Source organism: Amphritea japonica ATCC BAA-1530 (assembly GCF_016592435.1).
Classification (GTDB): domain Bacteria; phylum Pseudomonadota; class Gammaproteobacteria; order Pseudomonadales; family Balneatricaceae; genus Amphritea; species Amphritea japonica.
The window spans coordinates 1,884,630-1,907,026 of sequence record NZ_AP014545.1; the positions used below are offsets into that span (position 1 = coordinate 1,884,630).

The 22,397-nt window shown below is 47.6% G+C and carries 19 protein-coding genes; 7 read left to right on the forward strand and 12 right to left on the reverse strand.

The window, feature by feature from the left end:
• Nucleotides 1-58: 58 nt before the first annotated feature.
• The 3 genes from AMJAP_RS08765 to mtgA form a co-directional block, all read right to left on the reverse strand.
• Nucleotides 59-868, reverse strand: coding sequence for a transglutaminase-like domain-containing protein (locus AMJAP_RS08765; RefSeq protein WP_019623309.1), 810 nt, complete (start codon nucleotides 866-868; stop codon nucleotides 59-61).
• A gap of 5 nt (nucleotides 869-873) precedes the next feature.
• Nucleotides 874-1,104, reverse strand: coding sequence for a DUF350 domain-containing protein (locus AMJAP_RS08770; RefSeq protein ID WP_019623308.1), 231 nt, complete (start codon nucleotides 1,102-1,104; stop codon nucleotides 874-876).
• Between the two features lie 103 nt (nucleotides 1,105-1,207).
• Nucleotides 1,208-1,936: a monofunctional biosynthetic peptidoglycan transglycosylase gene (gene mtgA, locus AMJAP_RS08775; protein WP_019623307.1), complete on the reverse strand. Its 729-nt coding sequence runs from the start codon at nucleotides 1,934-1,936 to the stop codon at nucleotides 1,208-1,210.
• 101 nt (nucleotides 1,937-2,037) lie between these two features.
• On the opposite strand from mtgA, the gene AMJAP_RS08780 reads away from it, so the two are divergent.
• On the forward strand, nucleotides 2,038-2,979 hold the full coding sequence (locus AMJAP_RS08780) for a 5'-nucleotidase (protein WP_019623306.1): 942 nt from the start codon (nucleotides 2,038-2,040) through the stop codon (nucleotides 2,977-2,979).
• Between the two features lie 23 nt (nucleotides 2,980-3,002).
• Here the strand turns inward: AMJAP_RS08780 and AMJAP_RS08785 are convergent, their stop codons facing one another.
• Nucleotides 3,003-3,872 carry a DMT family transporter gene (locus AMJAP_RS08785; protein ID WP_019623305.1) on the reverse strand — a complete coding sequence of 290 codons (870 nt, stop codon included), beginning with the start codon at nucleotides 3,870-3,872 and terminating at the stop codon, nucleotides 3,003-3,005.
• A gap of 62 nt (nucleotides 3,873-3,934) precedes the next feature.
• A complete protein-coding gene (locus tag AMJAP_RS08790; protein ID WP_019623304.1) occupies nucleotides 3,935-6,844 on the reverse strand; it encodes an insulinase family protein in 2,910 nt (969 codons plus the stop codon).
• 384 nt (nucleotides 6,845-7,228) lie between these two features.
• On the opposite strand from AMJAP_RS08790, the gene AMJAP_RS08795 reads away from it, so the two are divergent.
• Nucleotides 7,229-7,915: a phasin family protein gene (locus AMJAP_RS08795; protein ID WP_019623303.1), complete on the forward strand. Its 687-nt coding sequence runs from the start codon at nucleotides 7,229-7,231 to the stop codon at nucleotides 7,913-7,915.
• Nucleotides 7,916-7,990: 75 nt separating this feature from the next.
• Here the strand turns inward: AMJAP_RS08795 and AMJAP_RS08800 are convergent, their stop codons facing one another.
• Complete coding sequence (locus AMJAP_RS08800) at nucleotides 7,991-9,211, reverse strand: UbiH/UbiF/VisC/COQ6 family ubiquinone biosynthesis hydroxylase (RefSeq protein WP_019623302.1); 1,221 nt, start codon at nucleotides 9,209-9,211, stop codon at nucleotides 7,991-7,993.
• A gap of 231 nt (nucleotides 9,212-9,442) precedes the next feature.
• Between AMJAP_RS08800 and AMJAP_RS08805 the strand changes: the two genes are divergently transcribed.
• The gene (locus AMJAP_RS08805) at nucleotides 9,443-10,666 is read left to right on the forward strand and encodes an EAL and HDOD domain-containing protein (protein ID WP_019623301.1); all 1,224 of its coding nucleotides are present in this window, start codon (nucleotides 9,443-9,445) and stop codon (nucleotides 10,664-10,666) included.
• 65 nt (nucleotides 10,667-10,731) lie between these two features.
• On the opposite strand, the gene serS is transcribed toward AMJAP_RS08805, so the two are convergent.
• From serS to AMJAP_RS08830, 5 genes are read right to left on the reverse strand one after another with little or no spacing between them, the layout of a single operon-like run.
• The gene (gene serS, locus AMJAP_RS08810) at nucleotides 10,732-12,003 is read right to left on the reverse strand and encodes a serine--tRNA ligase (protein WP_019623300.1); all 1,272 of its coding nucleotides are present in this window, start codon (nucleotides 12,001-12,003) and stop codon (nucleotides 10,732-10,734) included.
• Nucleotides 12,004-12,025: 22 nt separating this feature from the next.
• Nucleotides 12,026-12,400 carry a fluoride efflux transporter CrcB gene (gene crcB / locus AMJAP_RS08815; protein ID WP_019623299.1) on the reverse strand — a complete coding sequence of 125 codons (375 nt, stop codon included), beginning with the start codon at nucleotides 12,398-12,400 and terminating at the stop codon, nucleotides 12,026-12,028.
• Nucleotides 12,401-12,403: 3 nt separating this feature from the next.
• Entirely contained in the window at nucleotides 12,404-13,747 is a 1,344-nt protein-coding gene (locus tag AMJAP_RS08820; RefSeq protein WP_019623298.1) for a replication-associated recombination protein A, read from the reverse strand.
• Nucleotides 13,747-14,400: an outer membrane lipoprotein chaperone LolA gene (gene lolA, locus AMJAP_RS08825; protein ID WP_019623297.1), complete on the reverse strand. Its 654-nt coding sequence runs from the start codon at nucleotides 14,398-14,400 to the stop codon at nucleotides 13,747-13,749. Before lolA ends, AMJAP_RS08820 begins: the two co-directional genes overlap by 1 nt.
• A gap of 2 nt (nucleotides 14,401-14,402) precedes the next feature.
• A complete protein-coding gene (locus tag AMJAP_RS08830) occupies nucleotides 14,403-17,087 on the reverse strand; it encodes a DNA translocase FtsK (RefSeq protein WP_019623296.1) in 2,685 nt (894 codons plus the stop codon).
• Between the two features lie 278 nt (nucleotides 17,088-17,365).
• Between AMJAP_RS08830 and trxB the strand changes: the two genes are divergently transcribed.
• From trxB to infA, 4 genes are all read left to right on the forward strand, one after another.
• Entirely contained in the window at nucleotides 17,366-18,319 is a 954-nt protein-coding gene (gene trxB, locus AMJAP_RS08835; protein WP_019623295.1) for a thioredoxin-disulfide reductase, read from the forward strand.
• Between the two features lie 12 nt (nucleotides 18,320-18,331).
• Nucleotides 18,332-19,045: a leucyl/phenylalanyl-tRNA--protein transferase gene (aat, locus tag AMJAP_RS08840; RefSeq protein ID WP_019623294.1), complete on the forward strand. Its 714-nt coding sequence runs from the start codon at nucleotides 18,332-18,334 to the stop codon at nucleotides 19,043-19,045.
• Nucleotides 19,042-19,752: an arginyltransferase gene (locus AMJAP_RS08845; protein WP_019623293.1), complete on the forward strand. Its 711-nt coding sequence runs from the start codon at nucleotides 19,042-19,044 to the stop codon at nucleotides 19,750-19,752. The genes aat and AMJAP_RS08845 overlap by 4 nt, the downstream gene beginning before the upstream one ends.
• A 99-nt stretch (nucleotides 19,753-19,851) precedes the next feature.
• A complete protein-coding gene (gene infA, locus AMJAP_RS08850) occupies nucleotides 19,852-20,070 on the forward strand; it encodes a translation initiation factor IF-1 (RefSeq protein ID WP_019623292.1) in 219 nt (72 codons plus the stop codon).
• Between the two features lie 58 nt (nucleotides 20,071-20,128).
• Here the strand turns inward: infA and clpA are convergent, their stop codons facing one another.
• Complete coding sequence (clpA, locus tag AMJAP_RS08855) at nucleotides 20,129-22,387, reverse strand: ATP-dependent Clp protease ATP-binding subunit ClpA (protein ID WP_019623291.1); 2,259 nt, start codon at nucleotides 22,385-22,387, stop codon at nucleotides 20,129-20,131.
• Between the last annotated feature and the right edge of the window lie 10 nt (nucleotides 22,388-22,397).

Here is a 22,397-nt window from a genome sequence, read left to right on the forward strand (position 1 = left end):
TCTATACCGTTAAAAAAACCGCCATCGGCGGTTTTTTTATTGCTCGAGAGTTAGCCTCTTAATTAACTCTATACTGACTTTTCTTCACCCAGTTAGCAGAGCTATAGCGAGTGGTGAATTTCGAGCCCGTATTCTGCCAAAAGAACTCATTATTAAACATATGAGTCGGATGATATTTGCCCTGCAAGCGGGCTAAAGGAAAAACCTTTAAGCGTTTTAAGCCTCGCTTTCGGGTTGCTTCAAGCAAATACTCTTTGCCATCAACAAACAACACCACCCAGGCATGCCCCTCACCGTTGTAATCTCCTACCGCCACCCGGGCATCATAGCCTAAACCGATCAGCCAGTCGGCCAGAAGAATAGCGTGATCTTCGCAATCCCCTACTTTCTGATAGAAAGCCTGTCTGCTGCTTTGCCATACCTCAGGACGCCCCGGATAGGTGATGTGATCGTACTGATAACGCTTGCGCTGTGAGATGGCATATAGGGCCAGTACAGGATTATCCACCTTGAAAGGCAAGTAACCATCAAAGTAGCTGTTTACCAGGTGATAACGCTGATCAATACCCGGCGCGATCATCGTGTAAGCACCGGTTTTACTATTGCGCATGGTATAAATACCGGTCCCGGTTCTACGCTTATTTAATATTTTCTTCAGATCTTGAGGCTTCAGGGTTAACCGGGTGTTTGATATTTGCAGGCTTCCGGGCCGCATCAATCCCGGTGACACTTCTGGGTTGGCGGGTACTGTCAGTTGCTCCGTCGCCTCGGCAATCATAAGATCTGTAGAGTCTTTCTGTTCTTGCAATAAAGAGGTCAGCACCACAATAACAAGAAACAGTACGCCCTGCCCCAGGCGCTTTAGCATGCTAATTAACCTTTTAGTCCGGACGCCACTATGATGGCGACAAAGATCAGAATGGTTGATGCAAAAATTGAAACGGCTAGGTTGCCTTTCTTCATCTCCTCCTCTATATCGATATTTTTAAGCAAACGTTTATCGATCCACAACAGAGCATATACACCTACAATTAGGGCGATAACGGTGTAGCTTAAGTTCAACAACAGATTGATAAGAGACGCGCTGAAAAATTCCATTTCCATAGAAGTCATTCCTATTTAAAGCATTGATTGGCAGGATCGCCATGAGCCAGAAGGCACAAAAGTTCCGATAACTGCTGATTCTCTATGAATAGGAGAAATTTATCTAGTGATGCCAGTGCTCTGTGCCTAACAGGCGCATCTGATCCTTTATCCAGGCAGTTCTTTGCCAGACGTAGCTGCTGGGGCGGGCAGCGCTCATCCGGTAAGGATTAGGTAAAACCGCAGCCAGCCGAGCCGCCTCAGTGGTCGTAAGATTTTTTGCCGGTTTATCAAAGAAAGCCTGACTTGCCGCTTCAACGCCATAGATTCCAGGCCCAAATTCAACAATATTAAGATAGACCTCAAGAATTCTTGGCTTATCCCATAAGGTTTCCATTAACAGAGTAAATCCCGCTTCGAGCCCTTTGCGCAGATAGCTTTTAGCCGGCCAGAGAAACAGATTCTTAGCTGCCTGCTGGCTCAGAGTGCTTGCGCCTTTAATTCCTTTGCCTTTCTGATTGTTGCTTATCGCTTTGGAGATCGATTCAAAATCTAACCCCCAATGATGCGGGAATTTCTGATCTTCAGCGGCGATGACGGCTAACTGCATCGCTGGCGCTATCTGCTCTAAAGCAACCCATTGATGGTGACTTTCAGCCGGATAATGTTTTGGCGGGTTTAAGGTACGCTGAATCTTCCACATCCATATCGCAGGATCTATAAAGCGCAGCATCAGTACCAGTAAAACAGGCAGGACTACCAGAGCAAGCAGGCTGCGTATAAGCCATTTACGAACAGAGAAACGGGAAACAGGCAATGTGAGATACCGATACAGCAGAAAGAAGTGGATCATACCGAAAGCTGACTAATTATTGAACAATATTAGCAGATGAATAGCGATCAATACTGTGATTAACTATTACTCATCAGAATACAGCAAACGGACTGCGTTCAATGGCTATCGATCTTGAAAAAGTACTGGTGATTGGCATTTCCAGCCGGGCACTGTTTAATCTTGAGCACGAGAACAGTATCTATTTACAGCAGGATATTGCCGCTTATCGGCGTTTTCAGTTAGAACAGGAAGACCAGGTCTTAGAAAAAGGTACTGCCTTTCACCTGGTCGATGCTCTGCTCAGCCTCAACAAGCTATCTGACGAGCGATTGGTTGAGGTCGTCGTGATGTCAAAAAACAGCCCCGATACCGGTTTAAGAGTGCTGAAGTCGATACAACACCACGGCCTGGATATAACCCGCTCAGCTTTTACCGGAGGCGAACCACTGGCTCCTTTTGTCGCCGCTTACAGTGTTGATTTACTGTTAACACGCCATTCTGATGATGCTCAGGAGGCGATCGATACTGAAGACTGTGCTGCTGCACTTATCTATGACCCGCCTGAAAGTTTTCAGCCAGACCGGGATACAATACGTATCGCCTTTGATGCTGATGCTGTGCTCTTCTCTGACGAATCTGAATATATCTTTAAAACAGAAGGTTTGGCCCGGTTTCAGCAAAATGAGTCAGAAAACGAAGATGTCGCACTACCCGATGGCCCTTTCGCCAAACTGGTCAGGTTACTCGCGCGGTTAAATGAAAAACTCGGCGCTGATCGTTCCCCTTTGAGACTGTCGATTGTCACTGCACGTAATGGACCCGCGCATTTACGGGTCATTAAAACACTGAGGCAATGGGGTGTATTTGTGGACCAGGCATTCTTTCTTGGCGGAACCAGTAAAGAGCCTGTACTGAGCGCTCTGAAACCTCATATTTTTTTCGATGATCAACCCGTTCATCTGGTTAATGCATCAAAACAGGTACCCAGCAGTCAGGTGCCCTACCGCAGTGATTCACCCATACAAGAGTTATCAGAGCAATCTGATACATTGCCAGAATAGCATTCGCGACACCTGGAGATGGATCAGACTGGCTTAACCTTAGGTTGCGGCTTGCCTATCATCGCTACAATACCCGCACAGCTGACCAGCAGGATGCCGAACAGGCTGTTAAGCCCCAGTAATTCGCCCCATATCAACCAACCAAATAATGCAGCCATTGCCACCGACCCATAAGTATAAGGTGCCAGCTGACCTGCTGGTGCCATACCGTAGGCTTTGCTCAACAGAAGCTGAGCTACTGTTGAAGTCGCCGCCAGCACAACTAACCAGCCAAATTGTATTAGCGTTAAGCTGGCACCGCTTAACCAAGCCGGTATAGCGGATAAAAGTGCGGCAAAGAAAGCAAAGTAGAACACGATCAATTGCGGTGATTCAGTATCTCGCATTCGGCGAACGGTTACTTTCGCTAGCGCACCTAGGCAAGCACCCACAAGTGCAATCAGAATGCCAATATTGACCGCTGACTCTTGAGGGTTAAGGATGAATGCTACACCGACAAATCCCACTATTATTGCCAGCTTTACCTGTAGGTTTATCCGTTCCCTTAACCACCAAAATGCTATCAGCGGCATAAAGAACGGCGCTGTCTGTTTCAATAATGCAGCCTGAGCCAGCGGCAGGTGACCCCATGAATAGAACAGACAGGTCATTGCAGTGACACCAACTGAAGCACGCATAATGTGAAAACGTAACTTCGTGGTACGCAATGCACCAGCCCCGTTACGCATCAGCCAGGGAATAAATAGCGCTAATCCGAGAAAGTTTCGGAAAAACACAATCATTTCGGTCGGTAGCTCACCGGAAAGTTGCTTAATAACCATGCCTGAGAGCACTAGAAATATTTCGGAGACGAGTATCAGAGCGGCACCGAGCAGGAAATCATTGTTTTTCATAAATAGAAAAGCCCCACAAAAGCAGGGCTTGTTCACTCCTGAAAATAAGCAGTGAAAGATCGTTAAATAGCGATCACGTCAAAACTATCGTCAAGCTCTGCCGCTGCGGCAGGACCTGTGACAACGGCTACGCTGGCGTTTTCAGGGTTAAGGTATTCCTGTGCAACACGCTTAACATCAGCGACCGTGACCTGAAGAATCCGTTGGCGGAATCCTTTTCGCTGTTCCATTGAACGGCCAAATAAAGCGCTGTGATAGGCCTGTTTAGCTTCGCCGGCGGGTGAGCCAGGTTTATCGATACTACTGACAATCCCCAGTATGGCTTCTTCCAGCTTTTGCTCATCATCCTCAGAAGACATGAGCCAGCTAAGGGCAGCATCAAAATCATTAAGGGTTTCGCTCAAACGCGGATCGCGGTACGAGAAGAACCGGAAGACAGAATCAGCTGAATCCTGTCCTGCCCCACTGCCGTAGGCACCGCCCTGCTCTCGAACCACCCGGTGAAGAAACCCATTACGAAGGTAATCACCAAGCACTGTTAGCGGAGCAGCATCCGGGTGTTCAACGGGAACCGTTGGGTAGGCTTTAGCACAGAAATTAACCTGGGTACTGGTGGTCCAGGCTTGTTTAACACCTTGTCGTACAGGCGCTAAGTTCAGTGGCGTAAACTGACTATCATCAGGCGCCGTGTCCCACTGTTGAGCCAGACTGCTTGCCAGTACCTGCTGATGCTCTGGTTCAGCAACAATCAGAAATCGACGTGGCGCGGTTATAATTTTTTGATGGATCTGCTCTAACTGGCCAGCTAGTTTTATCAGGTTCTGTTCATCATTCAGGCTATCATCCAGCGCTTTAACTTCGCGAATACTTTGCAAGCCACGAAGATTATGCGACAACTGGGCTGCTGGAGATAACAGACTTACGGCCGCCATGATGGCCAGACTGTGTCCCTGACCTGTAACACTTTGCTCTTTGCGGGTACGCTGTTGAGATACCAGCTCCCGAATGCGGCTGAGCTCATCGAAACGAACCGTATTCAGGGTTTTGTACATCAGTTCTGTCAGATCACACTGTTTGTTAAGCAGCGCTTTACCTGACAGCGTCATATAGCCGGTCACCTTTTGTTCATCTTCGATATTACCGCGTACCGATGAATAGGCACTGATACTGCCACAGACCTGTGACTGCCATGCCTGAGTGTCCTGATAACTCATTCCATTACAGCCCAGTTCTGTCATACAGTGGCTATAGAGAGGCATCAGTTTTAACTCTTCATCCGTCAGTGCTGGCAACTCCATAATGACCTGCTGATACACTAACCCGTTAGTGCCCTGAGCATAGTAGTTATAGTTAAAATCTTTCAGAGATGCCTCAGTTCCCTGGGGTATATTCATTTCGGCTGGGACATCGGCAATAGTCACTTTGGGGAGGAGTGATTCATCATCGACCTGGCTTTGACGTGCTTCGAGGGCCTGAGCTTTATCGATAATCGCCTGAGCCTGGCTTTCATCAAGGGATTGTCTGATTTTCTCCAACGCGACCGCTTCTGCGACATCACGACGGTTTGCTAATTCTGCATCAGGTCTCAGAGTCAGCCGAACACGATGAGGGTTATCCAATAAGAGCTCGCGTACCAGCGTTGGAATAAAATCGGGCGACTGAATCTCCTCACGCATTTTTTCAAGCACCGGGTCCAGATTAAGCAATGCAACCGGATCACCGTGGTGAATAGCGGAAGAGAGCGACTTAAGGATGAGGCTCATACCATAGGGATAGCCATCACCACTGATTTCTCGCTGGCTTAATTCAAGCTGATGCAATGCTGCTTCCAGGTGAACTTGTGGTACACCGTTTTCTGCAACCTCTGTCAGTGTTGCGATCACCAACTCTTCGAACTCCGTTGCTTTTTCAGGCTCACTCCCTTCGATGCCGCACATAAAGCCCATCTCCCGGTTGGAATCTTCTAATCCGCAGAGTGGTGATGGTGACAGACCAAGATCTGTTGACTCTAGCGCATAGCGCAGCGGTGAAGAGCTGTTATCCAACAAAACCTGAGATAACAGATGGGCTTTGAGCTGTTGTTCCAGATCGATACTTGGCCCAAGTAACCACCCCAGTACATGATGGGTTTTGGCGCTGCTCTCCTCTTCGTCTAAAGCGTAAGCCTCTTCAACCCGAACCGGTGAGAAATAGCGTTTCTCATCATCGACTTTAATCTCATCTTCAAGTTTTTCGAATCTAGACAGAGCTTGTTCTTCAAAGCGTTGCTGCAACTCCTCAACGGGAATGTCACCAAATGTCATAAAGACAGCATTCGATGGATGATAGTGACTTTTATAGAACGCTATCAGCTCTTCATAACTAAGGTCTGGAATCGCTTCAGGATCCCCACCGGAATTAAAGTGATAAGTTGTAGAGGGAAAGAGATAGCGAGTCAGGGTTTGCCATAGGGTAGACACCGGGGAGCTCATGGCGCCTTTCATCTCGTTATATACCACGCCTTTATAGACCAGAGGGCTGCTGGTATTACCTGCTTCACTAAACTCGACACGGTGACCTTCCTGAGCAAAATCTAAAGGGTCTAGCCGAGAGAAAAATGCTGCATCCAGATAAACATCCAGAAGATTGAAGTAATCCTTACGGTTTTGACTGGCAAATGGATAAGCGGTCCAGTCACTGCTGGTAAAAGCATTCATAAAGGTATTCAGCGAACGTCGGGTCATCATAAAGAACGGATCCCGAACCGGAAATTTTTCACTACCACATAGCGCGGTATGCTCGAGTATATGAGCAACGCCGGTGTTATCTTCTGGGACAGTCCTAAATGCAACCAGAAATACATTCTCCTGATTATCTGCGGCAATATGGTAATGCAAAGCGCCTGTTTGGCTGTGCACGTACTCCTGCACATCGATTCCCAATGATTCAATTGTCTCAGTACGCTTAAGCTGAAAAGCCGGTTGACGGGTCATGTAGTTATCCAGTGTCTATAATGTCTTAGCGATCTATCCGTTGTGAGCATTGTAACCAAATATGCCAGTTTTGGCCCGTGTCGTGAAAAGTATATTCATATCCCTTTGAGACCGGATATATGCTGCATTTTAATTACTTTGTTTAACAACAAAACAGTCTTACAAGTGCAACGCAGAGCTTTTTCTACTGATGTCATCATTTGTTCATGAATAGTCATTAGGTTACTCAGCAGAATAGCATCGACTATTTAGCCAAGCGGCGACCGATTCGCCTCTTGTTGCAGTGCAACAAAATAATTGACTTTATTATGTACGATCAATATAGTATGTAAAAATTTGCTGCAACGCACAAAGACTAAACTCTTGCGACCACAGGTGACAAACATGTACGAAGATATGATGAAGGATGTTCAGGAGAACATGAAGCCAGTTGTTGAATTGGCTGAAATCAACAAGAAAGCAGCAGAGAAGCTGATCGAGCTGCAGTCTGGTTATGTTTCCGACTTTGTAAATGCCACCATGGCTCAGATGCAGGCCCTTTCTTCTATCAAAGATCCTAAAGAAGCGATTGAGCTGCAAGTTGAGTACGTAAAACAGCTTGAGAACAAACTGACCAGTGTTGCAGAAGAAGAGATGGCTGCATTAAGCTCTGCTAAAGAAGAGCTGACCGCAATTATCGGCAAAAGCTTTGAAGGTCTAGGCCTTAAAGATATGAACTACTTTGAAGACCTGAGCAAGTTCATGACACCGGCAGCTGAAGCAAAGCCAGCGACTAAAGCTAAACCTGCAGCAGCACCAGCTAAAAAAGCAGCACCGGCTAAGAAAGCAGCACCTGCTGCTAAAAAAGCGGCTGCGCCAGCGGCTAAAAAAGCAGCACCTGCTGCTAAAGCTGCAGCACCTAAGCCAGCTGCAAAAAAAGCAGCAGCGCCAGCGGCTAAAAAGCCAGCCCCTGCTGCTAAAGCTGCGGCACCTAAGCCAGTTGCAAAAAAAGCAGCAGCGCCTAAAGCTGAAGCACCTAAAAAGGCAGCAGCACCAGCTAAGCCTGCAGCAGTAAAAACTGAAGCTAAGTAAACATATCTTTCTTAGTAAAAAACGGAGCCTGTTGGCTCCGTTTTTTGTTTGCTCAGATTGCGTTGGTTTAAACCGTTAACGCTTTTCGCTTCGAGCAAGCGCAGGCAATCGCCCTTCCAGCCCCATGGCAAAACGCATAACTCTGTTTTTAGCCGGTGTTAGTCTCTCTGCTGCGCCGAGTCCCAGGTTACGCAACAGCTTCAGCGGTAACAGGTCGTTTGAAAAGATACGATAAAAACCGTCCATTAACTGCATCATCATCAAGTTGTGTTTACGGCGCTGTTGTTCGTATTGCTTCAGTAGCCTCAAGTCACTGATATCTATACCTTGTTTATGCCCTTCCAAAACTGTTTCGGCCAGTGCTGCAGCATCCAGTAAGCCAATATTAACGCCCTGACCCGCTAAAGGATTAATCATGTGGGCTGAATCACCTGCCAGAGCGACCCCCTCTTTGACATACGCCTGAGCATGCTGCCGTCTTAACGGGAATGCACCGCGAGATAAAAGAGATTCAATCGAACCAAGACGAGCCGGAAAGGTGTCTGCCAGCTCGCGGGTGAAATCAGCAGCATCGAGCTGTAAGAGTCGTTTTACTTCTGCGGGACGGTTGTACCAAACTAATGATGCCCGGTTACCAGACAGTGGCAGAAAGGCTAGCGGGCCGTTCGGGGTAAACTGCTGCCAGGTGATGTCTTGCTGGGGCAGCTCAGTTACAACCGACGCAACTAACGCTTGTTGATCATAATCCCAACTATGAACGCCAATACCTGCCGCGGCTCTGACTTTTGATGAGCCGCCATCGGCAGCCACCAATAATTTTCCAATCAACTCCCTCCCATCAGCCAGTTGCACCAGGCTGCAGCCGGGGGAATAATCGATAGAAACAGTATTAGCCGGGCAGATCAGCTCAATATTATCGAACTGTTTTAGCTTTTCTAACAATGCTAACTGGATAACTCTGTTTTCAACAATGAAACCCAGATGGTCAGCACCAATATCATCACTAATAAATTCTGTCGAAGCTTGCTCTTCGTTACTTTCCCATATCTTCATGCGCCGGTAGGGGCAACTTCGTCGAGCAAGAATACCTTCCCAGACATCAAGATTTTTTAAAATCTGTTCCGAGGCAATACTCAGGGCAGACACTCTTAGATCATGTTCTGATTCCGGCTGATACTCACCAGGATACTGTTGCTCGACTACGGCTACTTTCAGGTCTGTATTACCTAAGGCTACAGCGATGGTAGCACCGACCATACCTCCTCCGACAATTAACAGATCATAGCGATTTTTCATTTTTGCTCCGCAGCAGATTTATAACTTTCGTTAACCGTTTGAGATTGTACCTTTGCCCCTGTGCTTTCTGAAGCTGTTTCGCTAAGGTGAAGAAATAAGCCTAAAACGGGACATCAAACCATGCAAGATCTGGTATTCTATGGTAATTGTAAATACACAGGGTGTGGGGTTTGCTGTACTCGCTGAATACAACCAATCATTAGGCATGGTCAATTGAATTCAGAACAACAAATGGAAGTATCGTCCGAAGACAGTAGCGGCTTGATTGTGCGACAGCCAATCTTCAATGAACAGTTAAAGATTGTCTCTTACCAACTCCGCTACGAAGATAGCCTGGAGCCTGGGAACGCAATTCTTTCTGACGGCCCTTCTACCGCAACTATTCTACTCAGTACTTATGCCAGCCTTAGTCAGGATGGCAGTATTCGTAAAGTCCCTCTGTTTCTCCCGTTTTCAGCAGAACTCTTAACCGAAACCGAGCTTCCGCAGCTGCCCAAGAAGAGGATGCTGATAGAGCTTCCTCCATCTACAAAAGTTACCCGCGGGTTATTATTCAGTTTGTCCTCCTTACGCCAGCAAGGCTATCGTATTGTATTGGACGGTTTTGCCTTACAGAAAGAGCTATTTCCGCTGCTTCGCTTTGCCAGTATCATTAAAGTTGATATGGCACGAATCCCCCGCAGTAAGCTGCTTGGAATGCTCAAGGTTTTAGTTAAATTAAAAGGCACGCTGCTGGCTCAAAACATACCTGATTTCAAAACATTACAACTCTGTAAAAGCGCAGGCTTCAAACTGTTTCAGGGTGGTTTTATCAGTAAGCCAGTCGTTATTGAAAAAGACACTATATCAACTAAAAGTGCGGCACTTCTCCAGCTGGTTCAGGCATTACAGCAACCAGATATCACCGCTAAACAGATCGAAGGGCTGGTTATTCTTGATCCTATTCTGAGCTTTAAGATGCTTAGAGTTATTAACTCAGCCGCTTATAATCTGGAAACCAAGATTGAATCCTTACAGCAGGCGATTGTTATGCTGGGGCTCGATCAGATCAGAAGCTGGGCGATGATTATTATGCTCAGCAACCAGGACGGCAAACCAGAAGAATGGTCACGTAATCTGATCGCCAGGGCACGTATGTGTGAGCTACTGGCGGAACTTACCCGTGTTGCTAAACCTGAGACCGCTTTTCTGGCTGGTATGCTTTCTCAGCTCGATCTGCTGCTGGAGACGCGACTCGATGTTATTTTGGATCAGATATCAGTTGATGATGAAGTGAAAGAAGCGGTTCTGAATCATCATGGCCCGATAGGCCAGTTGCTGCATGCGGTGATCAGTTTTGAAAATGGAGAATGGAGTGTCGTTAAGCGAAGCGGTATTCCGATGATGCTCTTTAAACCGGCCTACCGTCACAGTATTAACTGGACTGAAAGCTCGATGCAGGCGATGCATCAGTAATTCAGGTTTCAGTAACAAAAAAAGCGCTCCAGGCGCTTTTTTTGTTTCAACTTAACCAGAGCAAATTACAACTCAGTAATACCACCCATATAGGGTAGCAATACTTCCGGTACTTTAACGGTACCTTCCGCGGTCTGGTAGTTTTCCAGAATAGCAACGAGGGTACGGCCCACTGCCAGGCCGGAGCCGTTCAATGTATGCACCAACTCAGGCTTGCCAGTTTCTGGGTTACGCCAGCGGGCTTGCATGCGACGTGCCTGGAAATCTGCCATATTACTGCAGGAAGAAATTTCACGGTATTTCTGCTGGCCTGGTAACCACACTTCGATATCGTAGGTTTTAGCTGCACTGAAGCCAAGATCGCCGCCGCATAATGTTACTACACGATAAGGCAGATTTAGTTTCTGCAGTATATTTTCTGCATTGCCGATTAACTCTTCCAGCGCATCCCAGGATTGGTCCGCTTTAACAATATGAACCAGTTCAACTTTCTCAAACTGATGCTGTCGAATCATGCCTCGGGTATCACGGCCATGACTGCCCGCTTCACTGCGGAAACACGGAGTATGAGCCACAAACTTCAACGGCATTTGAGCAGCGTCAACGATCTCATCACGAACAATATTGGTAACAGGTACTTCAGCTGTTGGAATCAGATAGTAATCACGCTCACCTGGAACTTTAAACAGATCTTCTTCAAACTTAGGCAGCTGACCGGTCCCGCGTAGCGAATCCGCATTAACCAGGTAAGGAACGTAAGTCTCTTCATAGCCGTGCTCGGCGGTATGAGTATCCAGCATAAACTGAATCAGTGCCCGGTGCATACGGGCTATACCTCCACGTAATACAGCAAAACGAGCGCCGGTTATTTTAGAGGCGCTGGCAAAATCCAGCCCACCATTCTGCTCACCCAGATCAACATGATCTTTAGGCTCAAAATCCTGTGCGGTCGGTTCACCCCATTTACGGATCTCGATATTGTCGTCTTCGGTGACGCCCGGCGGTACCGACTCATGTGGAATATTTGGCATGCCCATCAAGAGAGCATCCATCTTATCCTGTACGATCTTCAGCTGCTCTTTAGCACCATCTAACTGATCACCCAGGGTGCTGACTTCAGCCAACAGCGGCTGGATATCTTCGCCAGCCGCTTTTGCTTTACCGATGTTCTTGGAGCGGGTATTACGCTCACTTTGCAGGCGTTCTGCCTCAACCTGAACTTCACGGCGCTGGTTTTCCAGTGCATTGAACTCATCAACAGGAAATTGATAGCCTTTTATGGTCAGCAGCTGCGCTACTTCTTCCGGGTTTGAACGAATATTTTTTGGATCTAGCATGATGTCAGATACAACCTTAAAGTCAGAACAGGCGAGTAAACCATAAACCGCCATACAAAGCGGTTATGCAGAGCACTACGCTCAAAATAATGTAAATTGCGGCCGACATTATATGCCCTTCTTGCAGCATGGTCACGGCCTCCAGTGAGAAGGTAGAAAAAGTTGTAAATGCCCCCAGAAAACCAACCATCAAAATAGGTCTGAATTCAGGACTAATACGGGCTTTTTCCATAATAACAACAAAACAAATACCCATCAGAAACGATCCCAGCACATTACACAGCATAGTGCCGTAAGGTAATTTGAATTGAGCATTATTAACGGCTACAGCACTCACCCAATAGCGGGCGAGTGCGCCAACCGCACCGCCGGCAGCGATTGAAAACAGGTGTAGCATGAGCTAGTCCTTATATCGTTGATTATGACTGGATTGATCCAGTGTCTTCAGGTGCTTTAGTTTTTCACCTATACGAATTTCTAAGCCCCGGGGTTCGGGCTGATAATACTGACGGTCAGCAATATCTTCAGGCAAATAAGCTTCCCCTGCTGCATAGGCATCAGGTTCATCGTGAGCATAGCGATATTCTGCCCCATAGCCTAAATCTTTCATAAGATTGGTCGGTGCATTCCGCAGGTGCTCTGGCACTTCATAACCAGGGTCGTTGCGGACATCGGACATCGCTTGATTAAAAGCGCGATAAACCGCATTACTCTTAGGCGCGCTGGCACAATAAATAGCTGCCTGAGCGATCGCCCGTTCGCCTTCCGCAGGCCCTACCCGCTCGAAGGCATCCCAGGCTGACAACGCAACCTGCATCGCTCTGGGGTCAGCGTTACCAATATCTTCAGATGCAATTGCCACCAAGCGACGGGCAATATACAGGGGATCGCAACCTCCATCCAACATCCGGCAGTACCAATATAACGCACCATCGGGAGACGAGCCCCGGACTGATTTATGAAAGGCTGAGATCATATCGTAAAACAAATCACCCTGTTTATCGTAGCGTCGGGCACTGGACTTGAGTACTTCTTCAATTATTTGCGGCCCAATTGTATAGGCGGAACCATCAAAGTCTGCCAGATCCGCCGCAATTTCCAGCAAATTCAATCCTCGGCGACCATCCCCATCAGCAGCTGAAGCCAGCTTCTCCAGTGCGCCATCTTCAAATACCAGAGGTTGCTGAGTAACACCGTGCTCTTGGTCATTCAATGCACGCTGCAGTAGAGATTGAATATCGGCCAGATCCAGGCTGCGTAACAGATAGACACGTGCACGGGACAGTAGCGCGTTGTTCAGCTCGAAAGAGGGATTTTCCGTTGTTGCCCCGACAAACAAAAAAGTACCATCTTCGATAAAAGGTAGAAACGCATCCTGCTGTGATTTATTAAAGCGATGTACTTCATCGACAAAAAGAATAGTTTGCCGGCCTGACTGGGCTTTGACTTGTTGCGCCTGATCGACAGCAGCACGGATATCCTTAACGCCGGATAGCACCGCCGATAAGATGATAAAGTGAGCATCAACCTGGTGTGCCAGCAAGCGAGCCAGCGTGGTCTTGCCTACTCCGGGAGGGCCCCAGAGTATCATAGAATGAACCGTCCCCTGCTCCAGTGCTTTCCGTAACGGCTTATCAAGCCCCAGCAAATGTTGCTGACCACAATATTCTTCCAGAGTGCGAGGCCGCATCCGTGCGGCCAGAGGCTCATAGCCAGGCTGCAGATCATCAAACAGATCAGCCATCAGTCGGCACTCTCCGCTTGATTTTCGACTATAACATCGGTCCCTTCCGGTGGTTCAAAATTAAATGCATCATCTGAAAAAACAGGATTAATAATCTGATTTTCAAACAGTATTGACGTCCTTTGCCCCAGAGAATCACCCATCTGAAGTTCTTTGATCAGCCCATCGGTGAAGAGCAATCGAATGCGAGTAAACACACTCGCTTCATCAATCGGTAGAAGCTCGAATAGCTGGTTATTATCCTTCTCTTGTAACAAACGAATTTTATACTCTGCCTGTAGCTCATCGATCTGTCCGTTGAGAATCAGTGCCGGTATCCCGGTATCCTTTCCTGATACCTGACGACGCGTAGCCTGTTCCAGGTCCGGATCATAGATCCACAGAGTTTCACCATCGCTTACCAGCGTTTGAGGAAAGGGCTCGAGCGCTGTCCAGCTAAAACGATTGGGTTTAGCCAGTAATAAGGTTCCACGGGATTCCTCCATGCGCCGGGAATCTTCACTGCCGGATACCTGATTAAAATCCGCACTAAAACTTTCAAAACCCGCGAGCAAGCTGTTGAGCTGGGCCCCCGCATTCTCCTGGATATCCGCGACCGCTGATAAACTAAGGGTACAACCCAGCAGTACTGCCGTTAATGTCTTTAATATCATCTTTAATCCTTAGGCGGTGGTGGTGCCAGAACTTCCCGGGCGCCATTATGGCCAGCCTGAGTAACTACTCCTGCTGCTTCCATTGATTCAATCATTCGGGCGGCGCGGTTATAACCGATTTTTAATTTGCGCTGTACTGATGAAATTGAGGCCTTACGGGTTTCAGTTACGAAGGCAACCGCGTCATCATACAAAGCGTCCTGCTCATCGTCTGAGTCACCGCCAGCAAACCCTCCTCCGCCCTCAACAACATCAGACAGGTCGGTAATCAGATAATCCGGCGCACCGATCTTCTTCCAGGCTTCAACTACCCGGTGTACCTCATCATCACTAACAAAGGCACCGTGAACCCGATTCGGCAAACTACTACCCGCAGGTAGGTAAAGCATGTCACCGTTGCCCAGAAGGTGCTCTGCACCACTCTGGTCAAGCACGGTACGTGAATCGATCTTAGAGGACACCTGAAAGCCGATTCGAGTAGGGATGTTGGCCTTAATCAAACCAGTAATAACATCTACTGAGGGACGCTGAGTGGCCAGAATCAGATGAATACCCGCTGCCCGTGCTTTCTGGGCGATACGAGCAATCAATTCCTCAACTTTTTTACCGACTACCATCATCATATCGGCAAACTCATCGATACAAACGACGATATAGGGAAGCGTTTCCAAATAAGGCGCCGGTGCATCAGAGGGTAAACCCTCTTCTTCAGGATTCCAGAGTGGATCGAGCAAAGGGGCTCCTCGCTCTCGGGCCTCTGTTACCTTGTCGTTATAACCTGCAATATTCCGCACGCCCATCTTGGACATCAGTTTATAGCGTCGTTCCATCTCTGCAACGCACCAGCGCAGGCCCCCTGCTGCCTCCTTCATATCAGTGATAACAGGAGCCAGCAAATGCGGAATCCCCTCATAGATAGAGAGTTCAAGCATTTTTGGATCTACCAGCATCAGCCGGACTTCATCGGGCGTCGCCTTGAACAATAGGCTGAGCAGCATAGCGTTCACGCCGACAGACTTACCGGAGCCTGTCGTACCAGCTACCAATAAGTGCGGCATCTTAGCTAGATTTGCGACAACCGGATTACCGGCTATGTCATTACCCAGGCCAAGCGTCAGTTTAGATGACGCCTCTTTGTAGGGCTTAGAATTAAGTACTTCACTAAGGCGAACCATCTGTCGTTCTTCATTGGGGATCTCTATACCGATGACTGATTTACCGGCAATGACCTCAACTACCCGAACACTCATCACCGCCATTGAACGAGCTAGGTCTCTGGCCAGGTTAGTAATACGACTGGCTTTTACCCCCGGCGCGGGTTGCATTTCGAAACGTGTAATAACCGGACCTGGGTTAACTTCAACCACCTCCGCAACAATACCAAAGTCTTTTAACTTGCTTTCCAGCAACCGCGACATCTGTTCAAGTTGTTCGTCACTGTAACAATGACCTTGTTTGAGTTCAGGTGCATCCAGCAGATCCATAGAGGGAATTTTTCTACGAGGCTGACGTTTACGGGCTGCGGGAGTGATGTGATCTAACCCCAGCTCGCTGTCTTTCATCGGGGTATGTGCTTCTGAGAGCGGTACCACCTTAAGACTTTTACGATCAGCTGCTTCTGAATCGATGCCTGCAAGTGGATCTGATCCGTGGCTGAACTCGGGATCAACGGTATCTGAAATCCGAGAAGCAGCCTGGCCCCCGGCTTGGAAAACATCCTCGGGGGACATTTCCATCGTTGTGGATGTTACAGCAGACGGCTTCTGCGCCGTCTTGATAAGCTCATCTGGCGCTGAAATCAGAGGTGCACTTCCTGCTTTAAATTCTGGTAGAGAGTCATCAAAAGGCTGATTTCCTGTCTCCGCTGCAGGCTGAGAGAAAACGGGTTCCCTGCGTGCTGATCTGGGTGAGACGGCGGCAGGATCTGCCTGAATCAAACTATCTGAAGGTCCGTGTCGAGCCGCTGCTCGAAGCAGATTTCGCTTCTCTTCATCCTCACTGGCATAAGGATTGGATTCCTCAGGGGCCGCTGTTACACGGGGCGCCGGTTTAAGCTTTGTACCCAGTCCAAACACCGCTTTGCCCAGCTGCTCTAATAGCTGAGACCAGGACAGCTCCAGAAGTAACGTTAAACCAAACAGTAATGCTGTCCAGAGCACCACCGAGCTACCAATCAGACTAAACAGCGACACCGCCAGATCTGATACCGCCTGTCCAACCAACCCTCCCATACTGAACGGAAGCTGCCCATCAGCATTTGACAGATGAGTAGCAGCCAAAGTGGCCAGACTTAATAATACCAATATAGCTCCCGTGATCCGGAGCATCATAAATGGGATACCATCCAGCAAAGCAACATGACTACGGAGCATAAAGCGCAATGCGGGCAAAAATAACATCAGTGGAATGAGCCAGGCCGCCAGACCAAAAACAGAAAGCGACAGATCTGCCAGCCATGCGCCAACATAACCTGTAAAGTTACGGGCCTCGGGTTGATATCCGAGATGAGACCAGCCCGGGTCACGATTATCATAGCCTGTCAGCGCTAATAACAGGAACACAGCAAAGCCAATAATAACGATAAGCCCACCCTCTTTAACGACCCGGCTTAGCAAGTCAGAAAAGGAGGCATCCTTAAGTTCTCTGGTATTTGATTCAGTATTGTTTGTTTCGCCACTATGAGCCAAGAAAAAGTTCCTTACACCTATCCATAAAAATTCCTTCAAAAATAACATATTTCAGCGCAGCTCCCCAGCTACAAAGCTGACTTTTATATCCTATATTCAGCTTACCGCTTATCACTGAGCAGAAACTGAACAGACCGACATATATACGACAGCATATGGATGCGGGGTTTATGACCCGAGAGGGAATAAAAAATTCAGACTTAATCGCGGTTTTGTCCTTTAGCGGAAACGGGCATAATAGGCGCCAACAATATGTGTGAACAGATAACGGATCACCAATGAGCGAAATACAACACCATAAACTGATTATTCTGGGCTCCGGTCCAGCCGGATATACCGCTGCCGTCTACGCTGCCCGGGCAAACTTAAATCCAGTCGTTATTACTGGCATGCAAGCTGGCGGTCAACTGACAACCACTACCGAAGTCGATAACTGGCCTGGTGATGTTGAAGGAGTACAGGGGCCAGAACTGATGCAGCGCATGCAGGCCCATGCTGAGCGTTTCGATACTCAGGTAATTTTTGATCATATCAATGAGACAGACTTGCAGAACCGCCCGTTTCGTCTCAAAGGCGATATGGGCGAGTACAGCTGTGATGCATTGATCATCTGTACCGGTGCTTCAGCTCAGTATATTGGCCTGCCCTCCGAAGAAGCCTTTATGGGTAAAGGTGTTAGCGCCTGTGCAACCTGCGATGGTTTCTTTTACCGGGGCCAGAAAGTAGCCGTTATTGGTGGTGGAAACACCGCTGTTGAAGAAGCCCTTTACCTGTCAAATATCGCAGCGGAAGTAACCCTTATTCATCGTCGTGATAGTCTTCGCTCTGAAAAAATCCTGCAGGACAAGCTCCTGGAGCGGGCAGAAAACGGCAATATTAACATCCTCTGGAACCATCAGCTTGATGAAGTTTTAGGTGATGAAATGGGTGTGACAGGTATCCGTATCAAAAGCACTGAAGATGACTCAACCCAGTCATTAAAGCTTCAGGGGGTCTTTGTAGCGATAGGTCATAAGCCTAATACAGAGCTCTTTACGGATCAGCTGGCAATGAAAGATGGCTATCTGAAGATACACTCAGGCACTGAGGGTAACGCCACTCAAACCTCGGTAGAAGGTGTATTTGCAGCCGGCGATGTAGCTGATCATATTTATCGCCAGGCAATTACCTCTGCGGGTTTTGGCTGCATGGCCGCTCTGGATGCTGAACGTTATCTGGATAATCAGGAATAATACTGGCTTTCTATGATTCCCTGGCTTGACCCATACAGCACTGAGTTCCCTCCCGTCAGCGATGCATTAGATGAGCCTAATGGGCTTCTCGCTGCAGGTGGTGATCTCAGTGCTCTACGTTTACTAGAGGCCTATCGGCGGGGAATCTTTCCCTGGTTTAATCCCGGCGAGCCTATTTTATGGTGGTCACCAGACCCCCGTTGTACACTTGCGCCGGCAGATATACATATCTCCCGAAGCCTGCGTAAAGCAATACGTAAAACTGAGTTCGATATTACATTTGATCAGGCGTTTTCTGAGGTGGTCGAAGCCTGCGCTGCTCCCAGACAGTACAGTACAGATACCTGGATAAGTGATCAGATGCTGGAAGCCTATACCGACCTGCATCGCCGGGGGCACGCGCATTCGGTAGAGCTATGGCAAAATGGCGATCTAGTCGGCGGACTCTATGGTATCGCTATGGGGCGACTTTTCTTCGGCGAATCTATGTTTAGTAAAACAACCAATGCCTCTAAAATAGCATTTGTTTTTTTTGCCAGACAATTAGAGAAATGGGGCTATGCTTTAATTGATTGTCAGATTGAAAATGACCATCTGACAAGTCTGGGAGCTAGTACGATTACCAGAGCAGAGTTTCAACGCTACCTCATGCGAAATTTAGCACCGGAAACCTGTCATAGCTGGCAGTTTGATATAGATAAAGAAGACGTGGTGATAACTGAGTGACCAACCTGAAAACCCTCCACTTTTATGCTACACCAGAGCATGAGTGCAGCTATCTTGAAGGATTCGACGCAAAGACGTTATTTGTTGATCCTCAGGAGATTATCAGCACAGACGCATATAGCCAGCTGTCTGACCTTGGTTTTCGTCGTAGCGGAAAGCATATCTATCGCCCTTACTGCAGTCATTGTCAGGCTTGTATCTCTGTTCGAGTCAATGGCCGTGAATTTATTCCCAGTAAAAGCCAAAAAAGAGTCCTCAATAAGAATAAAGATCTGACCGCTGTTGCTGTTCCAGCTCAGTTTACTGATGAATACTATGCGCTCTATGCCAACTACATAAACACCCGTCACAGTGATGGTGATATGTACCCACCTACTCCTGAGCAATTCAGCGCGTTTCTTATTGAAGGAGGCCAGCAGGGCTGCTTTTACGAATTCAGAGATCCACAGGGAAAACTGGTCGCATTGGCTGTAACTGACTATCTGACCCAGGGGCTTTCGGCGATTTATACTTTTTTTGACCCTGAAGAGAGCAGTCGAAGCCTGGGAAGTTATGCCATTCTCTGGCAGCTCCAAGAGGTCAAACGTCTTGAGCTTGAATACCTATACCTGGGTTATTGGATTCGAGAATGCCAGAAAATGTCCTACAAAGTCGCTTACAATCCGCTTGAGATGCTGCTTCATGGTCAATGGATCCTTGTGGATTAGTAAAAACCGTTAAATCTCTTTGATAATTATAGAAAAGTAAGGCAGAATACTGCGCTGCAAAATGTAGAGTTTGCAATTAATTAAATTTAGGTAGGTAGAATGGCTAAAGAAGACAGCTTTGAAATGGAAGGCGTTGTGACCGACACTCTGCCTAACACAATGTTTCGGGTAGAACTCGAAAACGGTCACGTTGTAACCGCACACATCTCAGGCAAAATGCGTAAGAATTACATCCGCATCCTGACCGGTGACAAAGTAAAGGTAGAGCTAACACCTTACGACCTTACCAAAGGGCGCATCACCTACCGCGCACGCTAATAAAAAAAACGGCCTACGGGCCGTTTTTTTATCTCTAATTTAAAGCAAATCCGCTGAGTTAAGCGGCAACCACTGCATTAATCTCAATTTCATTCTCGCTATTGATGGTGATATCCACCTCACCTCCTCCTTCAGCCAGCTCACCAAACAAAATCATCTCAGCCAAAGGCTTCTTCAGCTTCTCCTGAATTAAGCGCTTCATCGGCCGGGCGCCCATCGTGGCATCATAGCCCTTATCAGCAAACCATTGACGCACATCGTCATCTACATTGAGGACTACGCCCTTATCGTCAAGCTGCGCCTGAAGCTCAGTCAGGAACTTATCAACCACGCCGGTGATAACAGCAGGCGATAGCGCTTTAAATTGAATAATACCATCCAGCCGGTTACGAAATTCAGGCGTAAATAGCTTTTTAATCGCTTCCATGCCGTCCGTTGTGTTGTCCTGCTGACTGAATCCTATAGAAGTTCGGGCCATCTGCTCAGCGCCGGCATTAGTCGTCATCACCAGTATAACGTTACGGAAATCAGCTTTACGCCCATTGTTATCGGTCAATGTACCGTTGTCCATTACCTGCAATAACAGGTTGAACACCTCTGGATGCGCCTTTTCTATCTCATCCAGCAGAAGCACTGCGTGAGGCGACTTAGTTACCGCCTCCGTCAATAAACCACCCTGATCGTAGCCAACATAACCAGGAGGCGCTCCAATTAGGCGAGAAACCGTATGACGCTCCATATACTCAGACATATCAAAGCGGATCAGCTCAATTCCCATAATACGGGCCAACTGGGTGGTTACCTCGGTTTTACCCACGCCCGTAGGCCCGGAGAAGAGGAATGAGCCTACCGGCTTATTCGGCTCATTAAGGCCTGCGCGGGACAGCTTAATCGCAGCAGATAATGTATTGATCGCCTCATCCTGCCCAAGAACAACCATTTTAAGATTGCTGTCGAGCTTTTTGAGCTGTTCTTTATCTGAAGCTGATACGCTCTTAGCGGGTATTCTGGCTATTTTTGCCACAACAACTTCCACTTCGCGAACATCGATAATGGCGCTACGCTCATTCTCTTTTAGCAGCTGCTGATAGGCACCCGCCTCATCAATAACATCTATTGCCTTATCAGGCATATGTTTATCATTGATATAACGATCGGCCATTTCAGAAGCAGCACGTAATGCTTCATCGGTATAGCTGACGTTATGATGACCTTCAAAACGACTCTTCAGGCCATGCAGAATTTTAATGGTATCCTCAACAGAAGGCTCAAGAATATCGACCTTTTGAAAGCGTCTTGCGAGCGCTCTGTCTTTTTCAAAAATACCACGAAACTCCTGGAATGTTGTCGAGCCAATGCAGCGAAGCTGACCAGAACTCAACAAGGGCTTCAATAGGTTGGATGCATCCATCGAGCCACCGGATGCAGCACCAGCACCTATAATGGTATGAATTTCATCAATAAACAGGATGGCATGCTCCTGATCTTTGATTTCGTTTAGCAGGCCTTTTAAGCGCTTTTCAAAGTCGCCCCGATATTTAGTGCCTGCAAGCAAAGCACCTAAATCAAGCGAATAAACGGTACTAGACGCAATAACATCAGGCACTAACCCTTCAACTATATGTTTTGCGAGACCTTCAGCGATTGCGGTTTTACCAACACCGGCTTCACCAACAAGCAATGGATTATTCTTACGTCGCCGGGAAAGAATCTGAATGACGCGCTCAACCTCGTCATCGCGCCCTACCAGAGGATCAATGCGACCGGACATTGCCTGTTCATTAAGATTAACTGAGAAATTAGCCAGCGGACTTTTGTCTTTTTCGACAGCAGTGTCCCCTTCCAGCAAGCCTTCTTCGCTTGCATGGCCATCGTTTTCTTCAATTTTAGAGATGCCATGGGAGATGTAATTAACAACATCGATTCTTTCAATGCCCTGCTGGTTCAATACATAAACAGCCTGACTCTCTTGCTCACTAAAGATAGCCACCAAAACATTAGCGCCATTCACCTCGCCTTTACCTGATGACTGAACATGAAAAACAGCCCGTTGTAGAACCCGCTGAAAGCCCAGTGTAGGCTGAGTTTCAATATCAGGGATGTCATCTGGTAGCAAAGGAGTTGTATCTTCAATAAACGCACTCAGCAAACTGCGCATTTTATTAAGATCAACACCGCAAGCATCAAGCACAGCCCGTGCTTCTGAGTTATCAAGCAGAGCCAATAACAAGTGCTCTACAGTCATAAATTCGTGGCGTTTAGCGCGCGCATTTTTAAAGGCGACGCTAAGCGTATCTTCAAGCTCTTTATTTAACATACCTAATGCT